This is a genomic window from Micromonospora sp. NPDC047467 (assembly GCF_040643095.1).
GTDB lineage: Bacteria > Actinomycetota > Actinomycetes > Mycobacteriales > Micromonosporaceae > Micromonospora.
This window is the reverse complement of sequence record NZ_JBEYTO010000016.1, coordinates 51,049-70,286: the sequence shown is the minus strand read 5'-3', so window position 1 is coordinate 70,286 and position 19,238 is coordinate 51,049. Positions and strand designations below refer to the sequence as shown.

The 19,238-nt window shown below is 72.7% G+C and carries 17 protein-coding genes; 14 read left to right on the top strand and 3 right to left on the bottom strand.

The features are described 5' to 3' along the window. Positions 1–29: 29 nt before the first annotated feature. The gene (locus tag ABZ780_RS30240) at positions 30–1,394 is read right to left on the bottom strand and encodes a serine/threonine-protein kinase (RefSeq protein ID WP_357000860.1); all 1,365 of its coding nucleotides are present in this window, start codon (positions 1,392–1,394) and stop codon (positions 30–32) included. A 515-nt stretch (positions 1,395–1,909) separates the two neighbouring features. Between ABZ780_RS30240 and ABZ780_RS30235 the strand changes: the two genes are divergently transcribed. From ABZ780_RS30235 to ABZ780_RS30195, 9 genes are all read left to right on the top strand, one after another. Further along, positions 1,910–2,659 (top strand): RNA polymerase sigma factor, encoded by a 750-nt coding sequence (locus ABZ780_RS30235; RefSeq protein ID WP_357488217.1) that lies wholly within the window; start codon positions 1,910–1,912, stop codon positions 2,657–2,659. A 1-nt stretch (position 2,660) separates the two neighbouring features. Continuing rightward, positions 2,661–3,533, top strand: coding sequence for a hypothetical protein (locus tag ABZ780_RS30230; RefSeq protein ID WP_357488216.1), 873 nt, complete (start codon positions 2,661–2,663; stop codon positions 3,531–3,533). 152 nt (positions 3,534–3,685) lie between these two features. Beyond that, positions 3,686–4,921, top strand: a complete 1,236-nt coding sequence (gene egtA / locus ABZ780_RS30225; RefSeq protein ID WP_357000868.1) for an ergothioneine biosynthesis glutamate--cysteine ligase EgtA — start codon at positions 3,686–3,688, stop codon at positions 4,919–4,921. A gap of 116 nt (positions 4,922–5,037) precedes the next feature. Further along, a complete protein-coding gene (egtB, locus tag ABZ780_RS30220) occupies positions 5,038–6,375 on the top strand; it encodes an ergothioneine biosynthesis protein EgtB (protein ID WP_357488215.1) in 1,338 nt (445 codons plus the stop codon). Positions 6,376–6,415: 40 nt separating this feature from the next. Then, positions 6,416–7,162, top strand: coding sequence for an ergothioneine biosynthesis protein EgtC (gene egtC / locus ABZ780_RS30215; protein WP_357000874.1), 747 nt, complete (start codon positions 6,416–6,418; stop codon positions 7,160–7,162). Positions 7,163–7,207: 45 nt separating this feature from the next. After that, positions 7,208–8,173, top strand: coding sequence for an L-histidine N(alpha)-methyltransferase (gene egtD, locus ABZ780_RS30210; protein ID WP_357488214.1), 966 nt, complete (start codon positions 7,208–7,210; stop codon positions 8,171–8,173). A gap of 215 nt (positions 8,174–8,388) precedes the next feature. After that, the gene (locus ABZ780_RS30205; protein WP_357488213.1) at positions 8,389–8,976 is read left to right on the top strand and encodes a TMEM165/GDT1 family protein; all 588 of its coding nucleotides are present in this window, start codon (positions 8,389–8,391) and stop codon (positions 8,974–8,976) included. 39 nt (positions 8,977–9,015) lie between these two features. Then, complete coding sequence (locus tag ABZ780_RS30200) at positions 9,016–9,378, top strand: DUF1622 domain-containing protein (protein ID WP_357000882.1); 363 nt, start codon at positions 9,016–9,018, stop codon at positions 9,376–9,378. Next, positions 9,375–9,692: a hypothetical protein gene (locus ABZ780_RS30195; RefSeq protein ID WP_357000884.1), complete on the top strand. Its 318-nt coding sequence runs from the start codon at positions 9,375–9,377 to the stop codon at positions 9,690–9,692. The genes ABZ780_RS30200 and ABZ780_RS30195 overlap by 4 nt, the downstream gene beginning before the upstream one ends. Positions 9,693–9,721: 29 nt before the next feature. Here ABZ780_RS30195 and nhaA read toward each other — a convergent pair whose 3' ends face one another. Then, a complete protein-coding gene (nhaA, locus tag ABZ780_RS30190) occupies positions 9,722–11,083 on the bottom strand; it encodes a Na+/H+ antiporter NhaA (RefSeq protein ID WP_357488212.1) in 1,362 nt (453 codons plus the stop codon). A gap of 383 nt (positions 11,084–11,466) precedes the next feature. Here nhaA and ABZ780_RS30185 point away from each other — a divergent pair, with 383 nt between their 5' ends. Then, positions 11,467–12,927 (top strand): polysaccharide biosynthesis tyrosine autokinase, encoded by a 1,461-nt coding sequence (locus ABZ780_RS30185; protein WP_357488211.1) that lies wholly within the window; start codon positions 11,467–11,469, stop codon positions 12,925–12,927. On the opposite strand, the gene ABZ780_RS30180 is transcribed toward ABZ780_RS30185, so the two are convergent. After that, positions 12,908–13,462 (bottom strand): low molecular weight phosphatase family protein, encoded by a 555-nt coding sequence (locus ABZ780_RS30180; protein WP_357488210.1) that lies wholly within the window; start codon positions 13,460–13,462, stop codon positions 12,908–12,910. The genes ABZ780_RS30185 and ABZ780_RS30180 overlap by 20 nt on opposite strands. 168 nt (positions 13,463–13,630) lie before the next feature. On the opposite strand from ABZ780_RS30180, the gene ABZ780_RS30175 reads away from it, so the two are divergent. The 4 genes from ABZ780_RS30175 to ABZ780_RS30160 all read left to right on the top strand — a co-directional run bounded on the left by ABZ780_RS30175 (position 13,631) and on the right by ABZ780_RS30160 (position 19,216). After that, the gene (locus ABZ780_RS30175; protein WP_357000895.1) at positions 13,631–14,878 is read left to right on the top strand and encodes a glycosyltransferase family 4 protein; all 1,248 of its coding nucleotides are present in this window, start codon (positions 13,631–13,633) and stop codon (positions 14,876–14,878) included. Positions 14,879–14,977: 99 nt separating this feature from the next. Beyond that, a complete protein-coding gene (locus ABZ780_RS30170; RefSeq protein WP_357000898.1) occupies positions 14,978–16,762 on the top strand; it encodes a DUF4012 domain-containing protein in 1,785 nt (594 codons plus the stop codon). A gap of 13 nt (positions 16,763–16,775) precedes the next feature. Next, complete coding sequence (locus ABZ780_RS30165; RefSeq protein ID WP_357488209.1) at positions 16,776–17,399, top strand: hypothetical protein; 624 nt, start codon at positions 16,776–16,778, stop codon at positions 17,397–17,399. A gap of 1,256 nt (positions 17,400–18,655) precedes the next feature. Then, positions 18,656–19,216 carry a hypothetical protein gene (locus ABZ780_RS30160; protein WP_357000903.1) on the top strand — a complete coding sequence of 187 codons (561 nt, stop codon included), beginning with the start codon at positions 18,656–18,658 and terminating at the stop codon, positions 19,214–19,216. The last annotated feature ends 22 nt before the right edge of the window (positions 19,217–19,238 follow it).

The window sequence follows — 19,238 nt, the reverse complement described above, 5'->3', positions numbered from 1 at the left end:
CGTTTTGGGGATAGTGGTGCCGGTGGGACTCAGAGGCCGACCGAGCCTTCCGGTGCCGCCGGGGTGGTCGTGGTAGGCGGCGACGGGGTGTCGGTGGTCTGTGGCGGCGCCGGCGGCGAGCTCGGCGGGGTTGGCGGCGTGCTGGGGGCGCTCGCCGTTGGCGACGGGGTCGGCGACTCGCTGGGCTGCACACTCGGCGTGGCGGTGACCGAGGCCGACGGGGTCGGGTCCGGGACGGGCGGCCGGTTCGGGCGGCCCGGGTCCTCGGTGATCTCCTCGTTGGCCGCCGGCACCTCCATCTGCTCGGTCGGCGCCTGCGTCGGCGCGTTGGTCGGTAGGTTGACCGCCGGCGAGTCGCCGGCGTTGCCCGCCGCGCCCAACGCCGCCCCGAGGCCGACCAGCGCGACAAGCATCGCCGCCGCCGCGCCGACCAACGGCCCTCGACGACGCCGACGCCCCGCCTCTGCCGCGGTCGCCACCGCCGCGCCCATCGGCGCATCGGTGCGGGTGCCCGGCCCGGCTTCGCGCAGCGGGACCGCCGCTGCCATCGCCGTCGGCGGCTCGCCGCCGGTCACCGCGGTGCGGGCAGCCTCGGCCATCGCCGAGCCACTGGTGAACCGGTCGGACGGATCCTTCGCCAGGGCCCGCGACACCAGCGCGCGGACCGCCTCCGGGATGTCGTGCGGCAGCTCCGGCGGCTCGTCGTCCAGGTGCCGGACGGCGACCTGGAGGGGATTGTCACCGGTGAACGGCGGGCCGCCGGTGAGGCAGCAGTACGCGACCGCGCCGAGCGCGTAGATGTCGGTGGCGCCGCTGACCGGGCGCCCGGCGGCCTGCTCGGGCGCCATGTAGAGGGCGGTGCCCGGCACCGCGTTGGTGCTGGTGATGCTTGTCACGTTGGTGGAACGGGCGACGCCGAAGTCGACCAGGACGACCGTGCCGTCCTCCTGGACCAGGAGGTTGCTGGGCTTGACGTCGCGGTGCACGATGCCGCCCCGGTGCGCCGCGCTCAGCGCGTGAGCCGCCTGGGCCACGATCGACATCGTCTCGGCCACGTCCAGTCGACCGGCCGCCTCGATTCGCCTGGACAACGGCTCGCCGTCGACGAACTCCATGACGAGATAGTCCGCTCGACCGCCGGAGGGCAGGTCGTCCTCGCCGCAGTCGTACACCTGCACGATCCCGGGGTGCCGCAGCGCCGCCATGATCCGTGCCTCGGCCCGGAACCGGGCGATGAAATCCGGGTCGGAGACCAGTGCCGGCAGCAGGACCTTGACCGCGACCTGCCGGCCGAGGATCAGGTCGGTGCCACGCCAGACGTCGCCCATGCCGCCGGTGGCGACACGTACGTCCAGGCGGTACCGCCCGCTGAGCACAACCTCCGGTGACAACACAGCCTTACCGTACCCAGAGTGGCGCGCAACGGCGCGCCGCGGCTGACCGGCCAGATGGTCGTACTCGCTGCCCCATCCGGTCTGACCTCTGTGGACAGGCCCCTCTGTGTAACGCCATGGCGACACCGCGTGACGAAATCCGTCACGGCTGCGCGTACCCCCGCGTGATCACCACCGACCGCCGTCACCAGCGCGCGGAGCGTCCGCCGCTGATCGCCCGTTACGGCGGCACGCCGCCCCACTGGCTTGAGAATTGTCACTCATCCGTGACACGGTGCCGACTTGTCGCCCCGGTGGTCCGCTCCTACCGTTAGCCCGGCTCGGGCCGCCCCGGCGGGCAGCGCGTCGAGAGCTGACCACCATGGCGCTGGCCCTGACACTCCGCCCGGCCGACCCGGAGGCAGGCGGGATCGGATTCGGCGGAGGGCGGTGCGGGTGCGGGAGCTGGTCCGGCCGCCGGTTCGCGCCGTACGGGGGGCACGGCAGGTTGGTCCCGGACGACCCGTGAGCCGCGGATGACCGCCGAGCTCTCCCAGACGGTCGCCGCCGCCCAGGCCGGGGACGAGGACGCTTTCCGCATCCTCTACCGCAGCCTCCAGCCGGGCCTCCTGCGCTACCTGACCGCCCTGGTCGGCGCGGATGCCGAGGACGTCGCCTCGGAGACCTGGTTGCAGATCTCCCGCGACCTGCCCAGCTTCACCGGCGGCGAGTTCCGCGCCTGGACGGTCACCATCGCCCGCAACCGCGCGATGGACCACCTGCGTCGGCTGCGCCGCCGACCGTCGCTGCCGGTTCCGGTGCAGGCGCTCACCGAGTTGGCCGGCGACGCGGACACCGCCGAGCGGGCGGGCGAGACGATCGGCACCGAGGCCGCCCTGGCGCTGATCGCCACCCTGCCGCCCCGCGAGGCCGAGGCGGTCCTGTTGCGGGCCGTGGTCGGGCTGGACGCCGAGTCCGCCGGCCGGGTGCTGGGCCGGCGCGCCGGCGCTGTCCGGACCGCCGCCCACCGTGGCCTGCGACGACTCGCCGCCCTGCTGGACCGGCAGGCGGTCGCGGACCTGCCGTCGCCGGGTGCCGACGCCCCGCCGCCGGGCGTCGACGCCCCGCCATCGTCGGGCGTCGACGTCACGACCCCGTTGGCCGGCGCGGACGGCACACGCGTCATCCCGCTGGCCGGCGCGGTCCCGGCGGTCGGCGCCGACGGTGTCGCACCGCGGACCGGTCGCTCCCGCCGGACGTCGCAGGCCGAGCAGGTGGACGGCTGACATGAGGAGATTCCGGATCAACCCGTACCGGCCGGACCGGCGTTCCGGCCGCGCCGAAACCGAACGGCGGCTCGACGCGGCCCGCGCCGACGCGACGGTCGACCAGGGCGGGGCCGGCGGCCCTGCCACGCCGGCCCACCCTCGCGCGGGCGTGGACCCGCCGACGGCCGGCGCCTCGGAGGCCGTGCCGGAGCGAAACTCCGCGTCCGCCGCCGACCCGCTGGCCCGGCTGCTCGCCGCCGCCGCCGCACCGGCTCGACCGGGAGAGCTGGCCGGCGAGGAGGCCGCACTCGCCGCGTTCCGGGCCGCCCGGGCCTCCGCCGCCGCGCCGTCCGTGGCCCGCCGACCGCGTCGCCGCCGACTGACCACCGGCGCGCTGGCCTGGATCGGCGCGCTGGCGGTCACCGCCACGGCAGGCGCCGCGTTCGCCGCCGCCGCCGGCCTGGACCTGGCACCGGATCCGGAGCCGCCGACACCCACCAGCGCGCCACCCACCTCCGGTGGCACCGAGACGACCCCGCCCGCCGCGCCGAGCCGGTCGGCACCGTCAACCAGGCCGTCCGGCACGCCGTCGACCCCCGCCACACCGCCGGCCGGGGCGGCGCCGAACGGCCAGTTGCGCGGGCTGTGCCGTGCCTGGCAGGCCAAGAAGCCCGCGCAGCGGGACAAGGCCCTGCGGACGCCGGCCTTCCAGCGGCTGGTGGAGGCCGCAGGCGGGGCCGGTGCGATCGAGGCGTACTGCCAGCGGCTGGTGCCCGAGGCGAAGCCCGGCCCGGCGAAGCCAGCGCCCTCGGCGGAGCCGTCCGAGTCGTCGAACCCGCCCGGATCGGCGAAGGTCAAGCCGTCGCAACCGGCGGGGCATGTCCCGCACTGAGCGGTGGTCGGCGCGGTTCGTTCCGCCCTGCGGGGGGAAATTCGTCTGTTAGACAGGGGTTGGTGGCGTCGTCGACGCCCCGACGGTGTCGCAGGGCGGGTTTACGGTGGCACAGTGTCTCGGACCTGACGCACGGAGAGGAGGCACCACTGGTGGTGACATCGCCCGAGCTGGACCGCGGCGCGATCCTGCGGGAGTCCGCTGCCGCAGGCCGGCATCTCGCCCGGATCTGCTTCAAGACCGGCCCACCGACACGCACGGGTGTCGAACTGGAATGGACCGTGCACGACGCCGACGATCCCGCTCGGCCCGTCGACCTGGGGCGCCTGCGGGCGGCACTGGGCCGACACAGCCCCGTCACGCTGGACGCCACGAGCCCCGCCGAGCCGCTGCGACACGGCGGCGCGGTGACCCTGGAGCCGGGCGGTCAGCTGGAGATCTCCACCCCGCCGCGTTCCTCGACCGCCGCGCTGATCCAGGCCACCGAGGCCGACATCGCCCAGGTCACCGGCCTGTTGGCCGCCGCCGGCCTGATTCTCGGCCGCAGCGGCATCGACCCACACCGTCGGCCCCGCCCGGTGCTGGAAACTCCCCGCTACCGCGCCATGCGCGGCGCCTTCGACAGGCGTGGTCCGGCCGGCCGGACGATGATGTACAGCACCGCCGGCCTGCAGGTCTGTCTCGACGCTGGGGAGCCCGACCAGGTGGCGGCACGCTGGGCAGCGGCCCACGCGGTCGGGCCGCCGTTGCTCGCGGCGTTCGCCTCGGCCGACCGGCACGCGGGCCGGCGCACCGGTTGGGCCTCCGCGCGGATGGCCGCCTGGTTGGCCATCGACCCGGCCCGCACCCGGCCGGTCTGGGCGCCGGGCCGCGCCGACGAGGACCCGTCGGCCACCTGGATCCGGTACGTCCTCGCGGCGCCGCTGCTCTGCCTGCGTCGCCAGAGCTCCGACTGGGCTCCACCGCCCGGCGTGACGTTCGCCGACTGGCTCGACGGGGCGCTGCCCGACCCGCCGACCACCGACGACCTCGACTACCACGTCAGCACGCTCTTTCCGCCGGTACGCCCGCGCGGCTACCTGGAGTTGCGATATCTGGACGCCCAACCCGGCCGGGACTGGCGCCTTCCGCTGGCGGTGCTGAGTGCCTTGTTCGCCGACCCCGGCACGGTGCGGGCGGCCTACACGATCGGCGCTCCGGCGGCGCACCGATGGTCGGCCGCGGCCCGGCACGGCCTGGCCGACCCCGAGTTGGCCGCCACCGCGGCGGCGCTGCTCGAGCTGGCCCTGACCGCACTGCCCCGGCTGGAGCTGCCGGCCGCCATCCACGACGAGATCCACCGAGGTGTACGGCGGCGGTTGGCCGCCACAGAGAGGGGAGACCGGTGACCGCGAGGAGTGAGCCGGGGTTGCGAGCCCCGCAGTCGGGAGCGGAAGGCGTCGCGGTGAGCGCGAGGAGTGAGCCGGGGTTGCGAGCCCCGCAGTCGGGAACGAGGGAGATCGCGGTGAGCGCGAGCCTGGCGGGGCAGGCCGACGGTGAGCAGTTGCGTGGCCGCATCGCGGCGGAGTTGGCTCGTGCCCGCTCACGTACGGCCCTGTTGACCGAGGTGGTCGACGACGCCGACCTGATGCGCCAGCACTCGCCGCTGATGTCGCCGCTGGTCTGGGATTTGGCGCACGTCGGCAACCAGGAGGAGCTGTGGCTGGTCCGCGATGTCGGCGGCCGGGAGCCGGTCCGGTGCGACATCGACGAGTTGTACGACGCGTTCAAGCAGCCCCGCCGTGATCGCCCCGCGCTGCCCCTGCTGCCGCCCGCGGAGGCGCGTGCCTACCTGGGCACGGTTCGCGACAAGGTGCACGACCTGCTCGACGCGGTGCGCTTCACGGATCGGCCGCTGGTGGCCGACGGGTTCGCCTTCGGCATGATCGTCCAGCACGAGCAGCAGCATGACGAGACGATGCTCGCCACCCACCAGTTGCGTTTGGGGCCGGCGGTGCTGCACGCCCCGCCGCCGCCCGAGCCGACCGCCCGCGTCGGCGGGGAGGTGCTGGTGCCGGCCGGTGAGTTCGTCATGGGCACCGACGCCGACCCGTGGGCGCTGGACAACGAGCGTCCCGCGCACCGCGTCGACCTGCCCGCGTACGTCATCGACGCGGCACCGGTCACGAACGGCGCGTACCAGGCCTTCATCGCCGACGGCGGCTACTCCGATCCGCGCTGGTGGAGTGCGGCCGGCTGGGCGCACCGGGTCCGGGAGCAGCTCGACGCGCCGATGCACTGGCGTCGTGACGGCGACGGCTGGGCGTACCAGCGCTTCGGCCGGTGGGATCCGGTCCGCGCCGACGAGCCGGTGGTGCACGTGTGCTGGTACGAGGCGCAGGCGTACGCGACGTGGGCCGGCAAGCGTCTGCCGACCGAGGCGGAGTGGGAGAAGGCCGCCCGCTGGGATCCGGCGACCGGGCGGTCTCGGCGCTACCCGTGGGGTGACGACGACCCGACCGAGGTGCACGCCAACCTCGACCAGCGCCATCTGCGGCCGGCGCCGGTGGGCGCGTACCCGGCCGGCGCCTCGCCGCTGGGCGTGCACCAGCTCATCGGCGATGTGTGGGAGTGGACGTCGAGCACCTTCAACGGTCATCCGGGTTTCACCGCGTTTCCTTACCGCGAATACTCGGAGGTCTTCTTCGGTGGCGACTACCGGGTGCTGCGCGGTGGCTCGTTCGGCACCGACCGGTCCGCCTGCCGGGGCACCTTCCGTAACTGGGACTATCCGATCCGACGGCAGATCTTCAGCGGCTTCCGCTGCGCCCGCGACGCCGGCCCGGACGAGTCGCGCCGGTGAGCGGTCGCCGGGCCGACCGGGTGGCGGGTGGGGCGCGCTGATGTGTCGTCACCTGGCCTATCTGGGCCCGCCGGTCACGCTGGCCGAGCTGTTGTTCGATCCGGAGCACTCGCTGGTGCGGCAGTCGTGGGCGCCGCGCGACATGCGTGGCGGCGGCACGATCAACGCCGACGGGTTCGGCGTCGGCTGGTACCCGGGCGACGGTGACCCGGTGCGGTACCGGCGTGCCCAGCCGATCTGGAGTGACCCGACGATCGCCGATCTCGCGGCGGTGACCCGCGCCGGCGCGGTGCTGGCCGCGGTCCGCTCGGCGACCGTCGGTATGGCGGTGCTCGACGGCGCCGCCGCGCCGTTCGCCGAGGGGCGGTGGCTGTTCAGCCACAACGGTGTGGTCCGGGGCTGGCCGGACGCCGTGGTGCCGCTCGCCGCCGGCCTGCCGGTGCGTGACCTGCTGACCCTGGACGCCGCCACCGACTCGGCGCTGCTGTGGGCGCTGGTCCGGCATCGGCTGCGCGCCGGTGACGACCCGGCGGAGGCAGTCGCCCGGACGGTGGCCGACGTGGCCGCGGCGGCTCCGGGGTCGCGGTTGAACCTGCTGCTCACCGATGGGCGGCGGGTGGTGGCGAGCGTGTCCGGGCACGCGCTGTCGGTGCGTGCGCAGCCGGGTTCGGTGCTGCTCGCCTCCGAGCCACACGACGACGACCCGGGGTGGCGGTCGGTGCCGGAGGGGCACCTGGTCACCGCCACGGCGGACGAGGTGCGGGTACGCCCACTGCCGGCCCGGTGAGCCGGGCGGTCGGGCACGTGTTGACGAAGCAGAGAGGCAGGACCGATGACCGCTGAGCCGTTGGAGATCTACCTTGAGCAGCAGGATGTGGAGCATGGTCTGCGCGAGGACGTCCGGGCCGGGCTGACCGCCGAGCCGAAGTGGTTGCCGCCGAAGTGGTTCTACGACTCCCGGGGCAGCGAGTTGTTCGAGGAGATCACCCGGTTGCCCGAGTATTACCCGACCCGGGCCGAGCGGGTGGTGCTGGCCGAACACGCCGACGACATCGCGACTCTGACCGGTGCCAAGACCCTGATCGAGCTCGGTTCGGGCTCGTCGGAGAAGACCCGGCTGCTGTTGGACGCGTTCACCCGCCAGGGCGGGCTGGGCACGTTCGTCCCGCTCGACGTGTCGGTCAGCGCGCTGCTGGGGTCGACCGCGCAGATCGCCGCCGACTATCCGGGGCTGCGGGTCCGGGGCATCGTCGGGGACTTCACCCGGCAGCTCGACCGGCTGCCCGCGGGCGGTCGGCGGCTGGTGGTGTTCCTCGGCGGCACCATCGGCAACCTGCTGCCGGCCGAGCGGGCCGAGTTCCTGGCCGCGATGCGCGCCGCGCTGGAGGTCGGCGACTGGCTGCTGCTCGGCACCGACCTGGTGAAGGACCCGTCGGTGATCGTGCCCGCGTACGACGACGCGGCCGGGGTGACCGCCGAGTTCAACCGCAACGTCCTGCACGTGATCAACCGGGAGTTGGGCGCTGACTTCGACGCGGAGGCGTTCGCGCACGTCGCGCGCTGGGATCCGAGCCACGAGTGGATCGAGATGCGGCTGCGGGCGACGCGGCCGATGCGGGTCCGGGTGCTGGACCTGACCGTGGAGTTCGCCGAGGGGGAGGAACTGCGCACCGAGGTGTCGGCGAAGTTCCGCCCGGAGGGGATCGCCACCGAGTTGGCGGGGGCGGGCTTCGCCGTGTCGGAATTCTGGACCGACCCGCGAGGGCTGTTCGGGGTGAGCCTCGCCCGGGCGCGCTGAGGCTGCTCACCCTTCCCGTCGGGTCGGTTGGTGATCGGCTAGGCTGGTCGCGCGAAGGGGAGTAGCCCCCAATGTCGTGGTCGACATACTGGTGCGTTCCGCATCCGGCCACGCGGCCTCGGTTATCCGAGGCGGGCGAGACCTTCGACTCAGGCTGTTGCAGCCGGGTCGAGGGCGCCCCGTACCTCCTCCCGGCATGATCGGGAAAGGACGTCATGGAGGGATTTTTCGCCGCGCTCGTCGTCAGCTTCGGCGTCATCTTCGTCGCCGAGCTGGGAGACAAGTCCCAGCTGATGGCGCTGACCTTCGCCACGCGGTTCAAGACGATGCCCGTGCTGATCGGCATCACCATCGCCACGGCGGTGGTGCACCTGGCGTCGGTCGCCATCGGTTCGGGTCTGGGCGCTGTGCTCCCCACGGAGTGGATCTCCCTGGTGGCCGGTGTGGCGTTCCTCGGCTTCGGCGCGTGGACGCTGCGCGGTGACAAGCTCACCGAGGAGGAGAAGCGCAAGGCCGAGAAGACCAACAAGACCGCCATCGTGGCGGTCTCGGTGGCGTTCTTCCTGGCCGAGTTGGGCGACAAGACGATGCTCGCGACGATCACCCTGGCCACCCAGTACGGCTGGTTCGGCACCTGGCTCGGCTCCACGATCGGCATGGTGGCCGCGGACGCGCTGGCCATCCTCGTCGGCCGGATGCTCGGCCGCCGGCTGCCCGAGAAGACCATCAAGTACGGCGCGGCGGTGCTCTTCGCCATCTCGGGTCTCTGGCTGATCTTGGAGGCGGTGAACGACCTGACCTGAGCACCGACTACCCGCCCCGGTGGCGGGTAACGGCTCCGGGTGGAGCCGGCGGAGCTGCTACGCCAGGGCGACGAGGTGCTGGTCGCTGTGGTGGAGGTCGCCGGAGCACTGGTGATCTTCGTGGGTGCGCTCTGGGCGGCGGTGCGGTTCGTGGTCGAGGGGCTGCGACACCGCACCGCCGCCGTCTTCACCCCGATCCGGCTCTCCCTGGGCCGGTTCCTGACCCTCGGCCTGGAGTTCCAGCTCGCGGCGGACGTGCTGCGCACCGCCGTGTCGCCGTCGTTCACCCAGATCGGTCAGTTGGCGGCGATCGCCACGATCCGGACGGCGCTGAACTACTTCCTGGGCCGGGAGATCCGTCAGGAGCAGCGGCAGGTGGCCGACGGGGAGCGCGGGACGTGATCGCCGTACTGGTCGACGTGGTGACCGCCCTCGCGCTGCTGGCCGGTGTGGTCACGGTGCTCAGCGCCCGCGCGGCCCGCTCCGCCGTCCGGGTGCTGTTGGACCTGCTGACGGCGGCCGGCCTGCTGCGCCTCGCCGGCACCCCGACCTGGAGCGGCCTGGCCGCCGCGGCGGCGATCATCGCGCTGCGCCAACTGCTCGCGGCGGCCATGAGCGCCGCACCCTCGTGGTCGAGTCGAGGATCCGGGCCGGGCAGCGCCGACGATCACCACCGGCCGCCGGCAGCCGCGAAGCAGGGCACCGCCGGGGGATGACCACAACGCCGGTGCCCGCGCGGCGGCGGTCAGCCCCGGCCCGGTTCCTGGAAGACGTCGGGCACCCCGTCGCCGTCGGCGTCCAGCCGTTCCCGCTCGGCCACCCGCCGGTACGCGGCGTTGCGCCGGACCAGCACGATGGCTGCCAGGCCGGCGGAGATCACCGAACCGGCCAGCACGGCCGCCTTGACCCGGTCGTCGGCCGTGCTGCCGGCGCCGAAGGCCAGGTCGCCGATGAGCAGCGAGACGGTGAACCCGACGCCGGCCAGCAGGGCGATACCGAGCAGGTCGGGCCAGGTGATGTCCTCGTCCAACTCGGCGCGGGTGAACCGGGCCAGCAGGTAGGTCGAGCCGAAGATGCCGATGCTCTTGCCGAGCACGAGGCCGGCGACGATGGCGATCACCACGGGTTCGGTCAGCAGGGCGCCCAGGTCGGTGCCGCGCAGCGTCACGCCGGCGGCGAACAGGGCGAAGACCGGTACGGCGATGCCGGCTGACACCGGCCGCCAGCGGTGCTCCAGGCGCGCGGCGAGCCCGCCGACCTGCCCGCTGTCGTCGCCCGCCGGGGCTGCGCCCACGCGTCGGCGGGCCAGCACCGGCACGGTGAAGCCGAGCAGGACGCCGGCCACCGTGGCGTGCACCCCGGAGGCGTGGACCAGGGACCAGGTGGCCAGCGCGAGGGGGATGAGTGCCCACCACCAGGTACGACCGCGCTGCACCAGCCACGCGAAGAGCCCGATCGGCGCGAGCGCGGCGAGCAGCGGCAGCGGGTGGAAGTCGGCGGTGTAGAAGACGGCGATGATGGTGATCGCGAACAGGTCGTCGACGACGGCGAGGGTGAGCAGGAAAGCGCGCAGGCCCTGGGGCAGGTGCGAGCTGACCACCGCGAGTACGGCCAGCGCGAACGCGATGTCGGTGGCGGTGGGAATCGCCCAGCCGCGGAGACCGTCACCGCCCGCCGTCAGGATGACCGTCACGTAGATCAGCGCGGGCAGCGCCATCCCGCCGAGGGCCGCGACCACCGGCAGCGCCGCGCGTCGCGGGTCCCGTAGGTCACCGGCGACGAACTCACGCTTGAGTTCCAGGCCGACCACGAAGAAGAAGATGGCCAGCAGGCCGTCGGCGGTCCAGGTGGCAAGCGTCAGGTCGAGGTGCCAGCGTTCGCCGCCGGGCCAGGGCACCCAGTTCGACAGCCGGGTGTACGACGCGGCCCACGGGGAGTTCGCCCAGACCAGCGCGAGTACGGCCCCGACCAGCAGCAGGGCGCCGCCGACGGTCTCGGTGCGCAGCACGTCGGCCAGGTGTCGGGCCTCTGGCCAGGACGATCGCGTCAGGATCCGGGCGCGCGGACGGTCGGACGGCCGATCGGGCAGCGGGGTGCGGTCGGGCATCTGGCGGGTTCACCTCGGGGCATCGGGACGGCAGGGGGCCAATCGCCGACCAGACTTCCCGGCACACCGTGCTCGACCCTATCCGGGCCGCAGGGGGACGAGGAGCGCGGGCACCCGTGTTGACCGGCGTCGATCGGCCTCCGGTCGTCGGCGCGGATGGGTGCGGTTGCCGTCAGATCGGCTGTGGACTTTTCCGCGCTGTCACCGCTGCCGAATGGTCGTCTTCCGGGTTGGGCATGCGAGCGCACCTAGCGCCGCCGAAAATACGTAACTCCGGACATAAGGCGTATGAGCCGCTTTAATGGTTTCACGAGTTAACAAACGACCTTGGGGGTTTTCGTGAAGTTCTTTGGCGTAACCGGACCGGCACGGAGGCGCACCTGATGGACCTGCTCCGCCAATTGCGCCACGTGCGTCGGCACTGGTGGGTCGTACTGGTCACGGTCATGGTGGCCCTGGGCGTCTCGGCGTTCCTGACCGTACGGGCCCAGCCCCGGTACGTCGCCTCGGTGACCTTCTTCGTCACCACTCCCAACTCGGGCGTCACCGACGCCTACCAGGGTGGTCTCTTCCTGCAGCAGCGCGTCAAGTCGTACGCCGATCTGCTCACCAGTGACCGCCTGGCGCAGAGCGTGGTGGCCGAGACCCCCGTCGGGCTCACCGCGGACCAGGTGCAGCGTCGGGTGAGCACCTCCACCGAGACCGGCACGGTCCTGCTGCGCGCGTCGGTCACCGACACCGACCAGACCCGCGCGCTGCGGGTCACCGAGACCCTCGCCGCCAAGTTCGTCGACCTCGTGCAGAAGGTCGAGACGACGCCCGAGGGCAAGGCGCCGATCAAGATCGAGGTGGTCAGCGGCCCCCGGGTCAGCGCGAGCCCCGTGTCGCCGCAGCCGGTGCGCAACCTCGTCCTCGGTGGACTGCTCGGTCTGGTGCTCGGCATCGGCCTGGCGATCCTGCGCGGCGTCGCCGACATCCGGCTGCGGGACTCCGCCGGTCTGCAACGCGCCACCGGCAGCCCGCTGCTCGGCGAGATTCCGTTCGAGAGCACCGCCCGCACCGCCCCGCTGATCGTCGGTGATGCCGCGACCTCGGCACGCGCCGAGGCGGTCCGCAAGCTGCGTACCAACCTGCGGTTCGTGGACGTGCACGAGCCGGCCCGGGTCATCGCCGTGACCAGCGCGTTGCAGGGCGAGGGCAAGACCACGCTCTCCTGCAACCTGGCCATCGCGCTGGCCGAGGCGGGCTGGCGGGTGCTGCTGGTCGACGCGGACCTGCGCCGCCCGAAGGTCGACGAGTACCTGGGCCTGGACGCCGGGGTCGGCCTCACCGACGTGCTGGTCGGTGACGTGCTGGTCGGTGACGTCGTGCAGCGCTGGGGCGACAAGTCGCTCCTCGTGCTGCCCAGCGGCTCCGCCCCACCGAACCCGAGCGAACTGCTTGGCTCCAAGGCGATGGCGGATCTGCTGCTCGCTCTGCGCGAGTCGGCCGACATCGTGATCATCGACACCGCGCCGCTGCTCGCGGTGACCGACGGTGTCGTGGTGGCCGTCCAGGCCGACGGCGCGTTGCTGGTCAGCCAGCAGGGCCGCACCTCGCGGGCCCAGGTCGCGGCGGCGGCCCGCTCGCTGCACTCGGTGTCGGTGCGGCTGCTCGGCTGTGTGCTCAACATGGCCAAGGTGGCCAAGGCCGAGGCCTACCAGTACGAGGCCTACCGGGTGGTCGCGTCCACGGTCAAGCCGTCGGTGCCGGCCGACCGGGCCACGTCCGCCCGGCACAGCGAGGACGCCGGAGTCAACGGCGTCAGCGACCGCACCCAGGAACTCACCCGGTTGCCCCGATGAGCGCGGCGAGGGGTCGTAGCGACCGTTCGATCTCCTCAGCGCAGCGTCGGAAGTCGGTGGCGGTGCCGCCGATCGGGTCCCGCAGGTCGTCGGCATCCGGGGCGGCGGGTTGCAGCCGTCCCCGGGCGTTGGCGGCGGCGACAATCGCGGCCCGCAGCGGGTCGCCGGCTGGCTCGGCGGGGGTCTCGGCCGCCGCCGCCAACCGGCCGAACTGCCGCAGGGTGAACGTGCGGTGCAGCGCGCCGGGCGCCAGCGCGGTGCAGACGGAGCGTTGCCGGCGGGTCGCGGTCAGCACGAGCGTCGCGTCGGCCAGGTGCTCTGGGCGCAGCGTCCGACTGGCGAACACCGTCGGGTCGGCGCCGTTCTCGGCGGCGATCTCCAGGGCGTACGGATGCATGGCCATGCCGTCCATCGCGTCGGTGCCAGCGCTGGACACCAGCACCGAGCGGTCGGCCAGCAGCCGCCGCGCCAGGTACTCCGCCATCGGTGAACGGCACAGGTTGGCGTGGCAGACGAACAGCACGTGGTCGACCATCGGTGGCCCTCTCGTCGGTGCGGACGCGGGCCGCCGCACCGCGGGGGCGGTGCGTCGACGCCGGTGGCCGCGCGGGGAGGGGTTGTTGGCATCGTACGCGGGCCGGGTGCCCGCCCGGCGCGGTGCCGCGCCGAGCGACGCCGTTGCGCGGCCGACGGCGGTGGCACGGTGAGGGTCGGCATCCTGTCCTACCACTTCCCGCCCGAGCCGGCCTTCATCCCGGGCAGCCTCGCCGAGGAGTTGGCCGCGCGGGGTCACGAGGTCCGGGTGCTCACCGGCTTCCCGGACTACCCCGGCGGCCACGTCTATCCGGGCTGGCGGCAGCGCTGGCACCACGAGACGCACAGTCAACGGTTGTCCGTCCGGCGGGTGCCCCGATACTCCGCCGGCGCCGGCTCCACCGGCGCGCGGATGGCCAGCTATCTCTCCTTCGCCGGCAGCGCCTCGCTGGCCGCGCGCCGGTTCCTGGGCGACGTGGACGTGCTCTACGTCTTCCAGTTACCGGCCACCACGTTCGCCACCGCCGCCGTGCTGCGGCTGCTGCCGAAGGTGCCGGCGGTGCTGCACGTGCAGGACGTCTGGGCGCGCGACGGCGCCGACGAGGCGAACGACCGCCGCTGGTCGGCGCGGATGGGCACCGCGATGACCCGGATCTACCGGACCGCCGCGCGGGTCGCGGTGACCGCGCCCTCGATGCGGGATCTGGTCGTCGCCGCTGGCGCCGACCCGGCCCGGGTCCGACTGGTGCTGAACTGGACCGACGAGCGGATCTTCCACCCGGCGACGCCCGGAGCGGCGGCCCGCCAACTGGTCCGCCGCGACGACCGCTGCGTGGTCATGCATGCCGGAACCATCGGCGCCCGTCAGGGGCTGGAGACGGCGGTACGGGCCGCTGCGGCGCTGGACCGCACGATGGACCTGGTCCTGGTCGGTTCGGGCGCGGACGAGCGGCGGGTGCGGGGGCTCGCCGCCGAGTTGAGCGCGGAGAACGTCCGCTTCCTGGAGCGACGGTCCCCGGTCGACATGCCCGAGTTGTACGCCGCCGCCGACTACCAGTTGGTCATGCTGCGCGACCTGCCGGAGCTTCGCGGCATGGTGCCCGCCAAGCTGCAGGCCGCGCTCTCCTGCGCCGTGCCGGTGGTGGCCTCGGCCGGTGGTGACACCGCCGAGCTGGTCGAACGTGCGCGAGCGGGGCTGTCCTGCCCGCCGGAGGACTGGGCCGCGCTGGCCGACCGGTTCTGGTTGGCCGCCACCATCCCGCCGCCGACGCGCGTCGACATGGGTCGCCGGGGCCGGGAGGCGTACCTGCGGGAGATGTCCCTGCCGGCCGGGGTGGATCGGATCGAGCGGTTGCTGCACGAGGCGGCCGGCCGGGTTCCGCAGCCCGCCGAGGAGCCGCGAGGAAACCTCGCGTAATAGGCCATAAATGCCATAACGGTACGAGATTCCCCTCAGCATGTTAAGAACGTCAGGGAATCAGGCCTACTGTCCGATTCCGCGAAACGGAGTGTGCTTGTGACGGAGAGCGAACGGCCGGGTCGACGGCGAAGCCGATCCCGGCGGCGCCGACGGGCGCGCCTGCGCCGGGCTCTGCTCGGTGCGCTGGTGGTCGGCTCGCTGCTGCTGGCGAGCGGCGGATGGGTCGGCTTCCGTGGCTGGCAGGCGCGTACCCACCTGCTCAACGCCGCCGGCCTGGCGCGGGAGTTGAGCGCGCAGGTGGTGGGCGGGGACACCGACCGCGCCCTGCGCACCCTGGCCGCCCTGCAGGAGCAGGCCGGCGCCGCTCGCGCCGCCACGGCCGACCCGAGCTGGCACGTCGGACGTCGTACCCCGTTCGCCGGCGACGACCTCGACGCGGTCCGGCGGATCGCGGTCGCCATCGACGAGCTGGCCCGGCAGGCGTTCCCCACCCTGCTGCGCGCCGACCTGACCAGCCTGGTGCCCTCCGGAAACCGGTTGGACCTGGCGAAGCTCACCGCGGTCTCCGCCGAGCTGTCCCGGGCGGACGCCGCCGTGCAGACCACACGCCGTGACCTGGCCGCCGTGCCCGCCGACCGCCTGGTCAGCCAGATCCGGCAGGCGTTGACCGACCTGCGTGGCGAGATCGACCGCCTGGCCAGCCTCACCGCCGCCGCCGACCAGGGCGCCCGCCTGCTGCCGCCGCTGCTCGGCGCCAACGGCCCGCGGCGATACCTGCTGGTCTCGCAGAACCTGGCCGAGCTGCGCGCCACCGGCGGCATGTTCGGCGCGTACGCGATGATCGAGGCCGACAAGGGTTCGGTCCGGATGGGTCGGCAGGGCAGCAGTTCCTCGCTCGAGAGGTTCGTGCCGCCGCTGAAGTTGTCCGCCGAAATCCGGGCCCTCTGGACCGATCTGCCCGGCATGTACCCCGCCGACGTCAACCTGACCCCGCACTTCCCGACCGCTGCGGCCCTGTACCGGGAGATGTTCCGGCGCAGGACCGGCACCACGGTCGACGGCGTGCTCGCCGTGGACCCGGTGGTGCTGTCGTACCTGCTCAAGGCGACCGGCCCGGTCACGGTGCCCGGCGGAGTGTCACTGGCCAGCGAAAAGGTCGTGCAGACCCTGCTCAACGAGAGCTACCAGCGGCTGGACGTGAAGCAGCAGGACGAGTTCTTCGCCGCGTCCGCCGCTGCGGTGTTCGACGCCTTCTTTACGAAGAATGTCAACCCACGGGTGTTGTTGTCCGCATTCGACCGTGCTATCACCGAACGCCGGATATTGTTCTGGAGTGCCCGACCGGAAGAACAACGGACGTTCGGCGACAGCCGGATGGCCGGGACGCTCCCGGAACAGGACACCGTGCCGACGGTCGGCGTCTTCCTCAACGACGGCAGCGGCGCGAAGCTCGGCTACTACCTGCGGCCGACGGCGAACCTGACAGTCGGCGAATGCCGGCCCGACGGCCGCCGCGAGCTCCGGCTGCGGGTCACCCTGCGCTCCACGGCGCCGAAGTCAGGACTCAGCAAGTCCGTCCTCGGCCTCGGCATGGCTGGTGATCCGTACACCGCTCGCACGTTGGTGTCGGTCTTCAGCCCGGCAGGGGGCGCAGTGCTCGACGCCCGGCTCGACGGGTCGGACACCGCGCTCGGAAGCGGCACCGAACGACGCCGCCAGGTCGCCACGGCCAACCTCGAGGTCGGCCCAGGCGCCGAGCGGACGTTGGAGATGACGGTCCTGACCGCCAAAACCAGCGTCGGGCAGGCCGAGCTGTGGCTGACGCCGACAGCCAGCCCATGGACCACCCAAGTTCATTCCGCACCACGATGTGACCAGTAGGAGGGAACCAATCATGCGGCTATCCCGCATCATCATGGCGCTCACGGTCGGTCTGGCCGTGGTGGCCGTGCCGACCGCAGCGGGGGCGGCAGCGCCGCAGCCGACGCCGTCCGCGACCACGGACCCACCCCAGCCGCCGCCGTACACGCCGCAGCTCACCTCGCTGACGGTCAACCGGCCGACGATCTACCTCGGCGAGACGGTCGTGCTCACCGGCACCGGCTTCCGCGGGAACGAGACCGTCACGATCTCGGTTACCGTCACGCCGCTGGCGGCCCCGGCCCGCGGCCAGGCACCGGCCCGCCGCAGCGACGGCAGCACCGTGGCCATGGCCCCGGTCGCCTACCAGGCGAGCGCCCCGCTGACCTTCACGGCGCGCACCAACGGCGAGGGTCGCTTCACCAAGAGCTACCGGCCGTCGGTGACGGGTCTGCTGACCTTCACCGCCAGCGGCCGGGACCGGTCCGCCAGCGCCGAGCTGCAGGTGCTGGACAAGAAGCAGCCGCTGCCCGTCACCGGTGACAGCATCGGTACTCCCATGAAGCTCGGCGGCGGCCTCGTCGGCGCCGGCGCGATCATGCTGCTGCTGACCCTGGCCTGGCGTCGCCGCCAGCGCCTCGGTGGAGTCGCGCACTGATCCGCACCCCCAACCGGGCAGTGCCCGGATCGCACCTCAGGCTGGCGCCCGTCGGAGTGTTCCGACGGGCGCCAGCCTCGTCCGTACCCGTCGACCCAGTCGTGTGGCGTCGTCACGGTGCAGTTTGAAGACGACGTCGACGGATCCGACCCCGCACGGCGACCCTCTGACCATCACCCGGCAGCGGCTCCGTACGCGAGATCGTCACCGGCGTCGACCGGCTGTTGCGGTTCGTCGTGCGCGTGCGCGTGGGCGTTGACAGGGCCAGGGCGTGGGCGTGTCCGGGCTCTGCCCTCGTGGGCGGGGCGTGGGCGTGTCCGGGCTCCGCCCTCGTGGGCGGGACGTGGCAGGGGCCCACCGTGTCCGGCTCTGGGCCGGTCAGGCGTGACCGTGTCCTGGCACGGGCCGACCCGTGCGGTGGCTTGGGGTGTTCGGGCGGCTCGGGTTGGGTTGGGGTGTGGGCCGCCCGGGTGGGATGTGTGGACGGCGCGGGCTTGGGGTGTTTGGGCGGGTATCTGGAGATCGCGGGCGTAAATGTCCCCCGTCCGCGCACCGCGCCCAGCGCTCAGCGCCCAGCGGTGGCAAGGCGGGTTGATCGACTCGGCATCGCCGATATCGGGGTATCCCGGTGCCGTTGATACACCGATATCGCCGATGTGGAGTGGATCATCTCCGAGCGGCCGGTCTGGCCGGGCCGAGCCATGCCTGCCTGGGTGATATGTCGCTCGTGGGTGGTTTCTGGGTGTGACCGGCGGCATCCTGGGGCCGGAATGGTGGCGGCCCCGGACGGGTTACATACCCTGACGATCGCAGTACCACCGGCCGTTGGCCGGCCCCGTACCGGGGTTTGGAATGCCAGGCCGCGCCCGGTCGTTGTATTCCCCACGACCGACCGCATGGGTTTCGCCCGTGCCAGCGGATGGGCCGCCTCCGGGAATGACCCCCGGCCCCCGGTCGTTGTATCCCCCACGACCGACCGCACCGGTTCGACGGGCCACCCCGGAATGACCCCCGGCCTGCCGGTCGTTACACCCTCCACGACCGGCCGCACCGGTTCGATGTGTGGATGGGCCGCCCCCCGGAATGAGCCTGGCCTGTCGGTCGTTATATCTGGACCCGGCGCCACGAGCCCCCCGCTCGTAGGCAGCCGACGTTAAGACTTTCCCCCGTTTGTGCAGCGCCGGACGAGGTGCTCACACCCGCGCCACCGTCCCCCTGGTGGGTGGGTGTTCTTACCCCCGAAGGAGCTAACCCTCATGAACACGATCATTCGTAAGAGTGTGTTGTCTGTTGCTGGTCTCGCGTTCGCCGGTGGCGTCTTCGCCGGTCCGATCGCCGCCCACGCCGCCGCGCCGGCTGTGGATGCCAAGCCTGTCGCCGTGGCCGTGCAGTCGGTCAAGCCGCAGGGCGAGCAGTCGCATATCTCCCTCAACGACGAGCAGACCGCGAACGTGAAGGCGATCATCGCCGCGACGAAGAAGGCTGGTCTGCCGGAGCGGGCTGCGGTGATCTCGATCGCGACGAGTCTGCAGGAGTCGAAGCTGGAGAACCTGGGTCACCTGGGTGACCGTAACGACCACGACTCGCTGGGCCTGTTCCAGCAGCGCCCGTCCAGTGGTTGGGGTTCGCCGGAGCAGATCACCGACCCCGACTACTCCACCACCGCGTTCCTGAAGGGTTTGAAGCAGGTTGATGGTTGGCAGGACATGCCGCTGACCGTCGCCGCGCAGACCGTGCAGGTCTCGGCCTACCCGGACGCCTACGCCCAGTGGGAGCAGCAGGCCGCCGACCTCGTCGGCCAGTACTGGAACAGCTGACCCCGCCCGTATGACACCGACC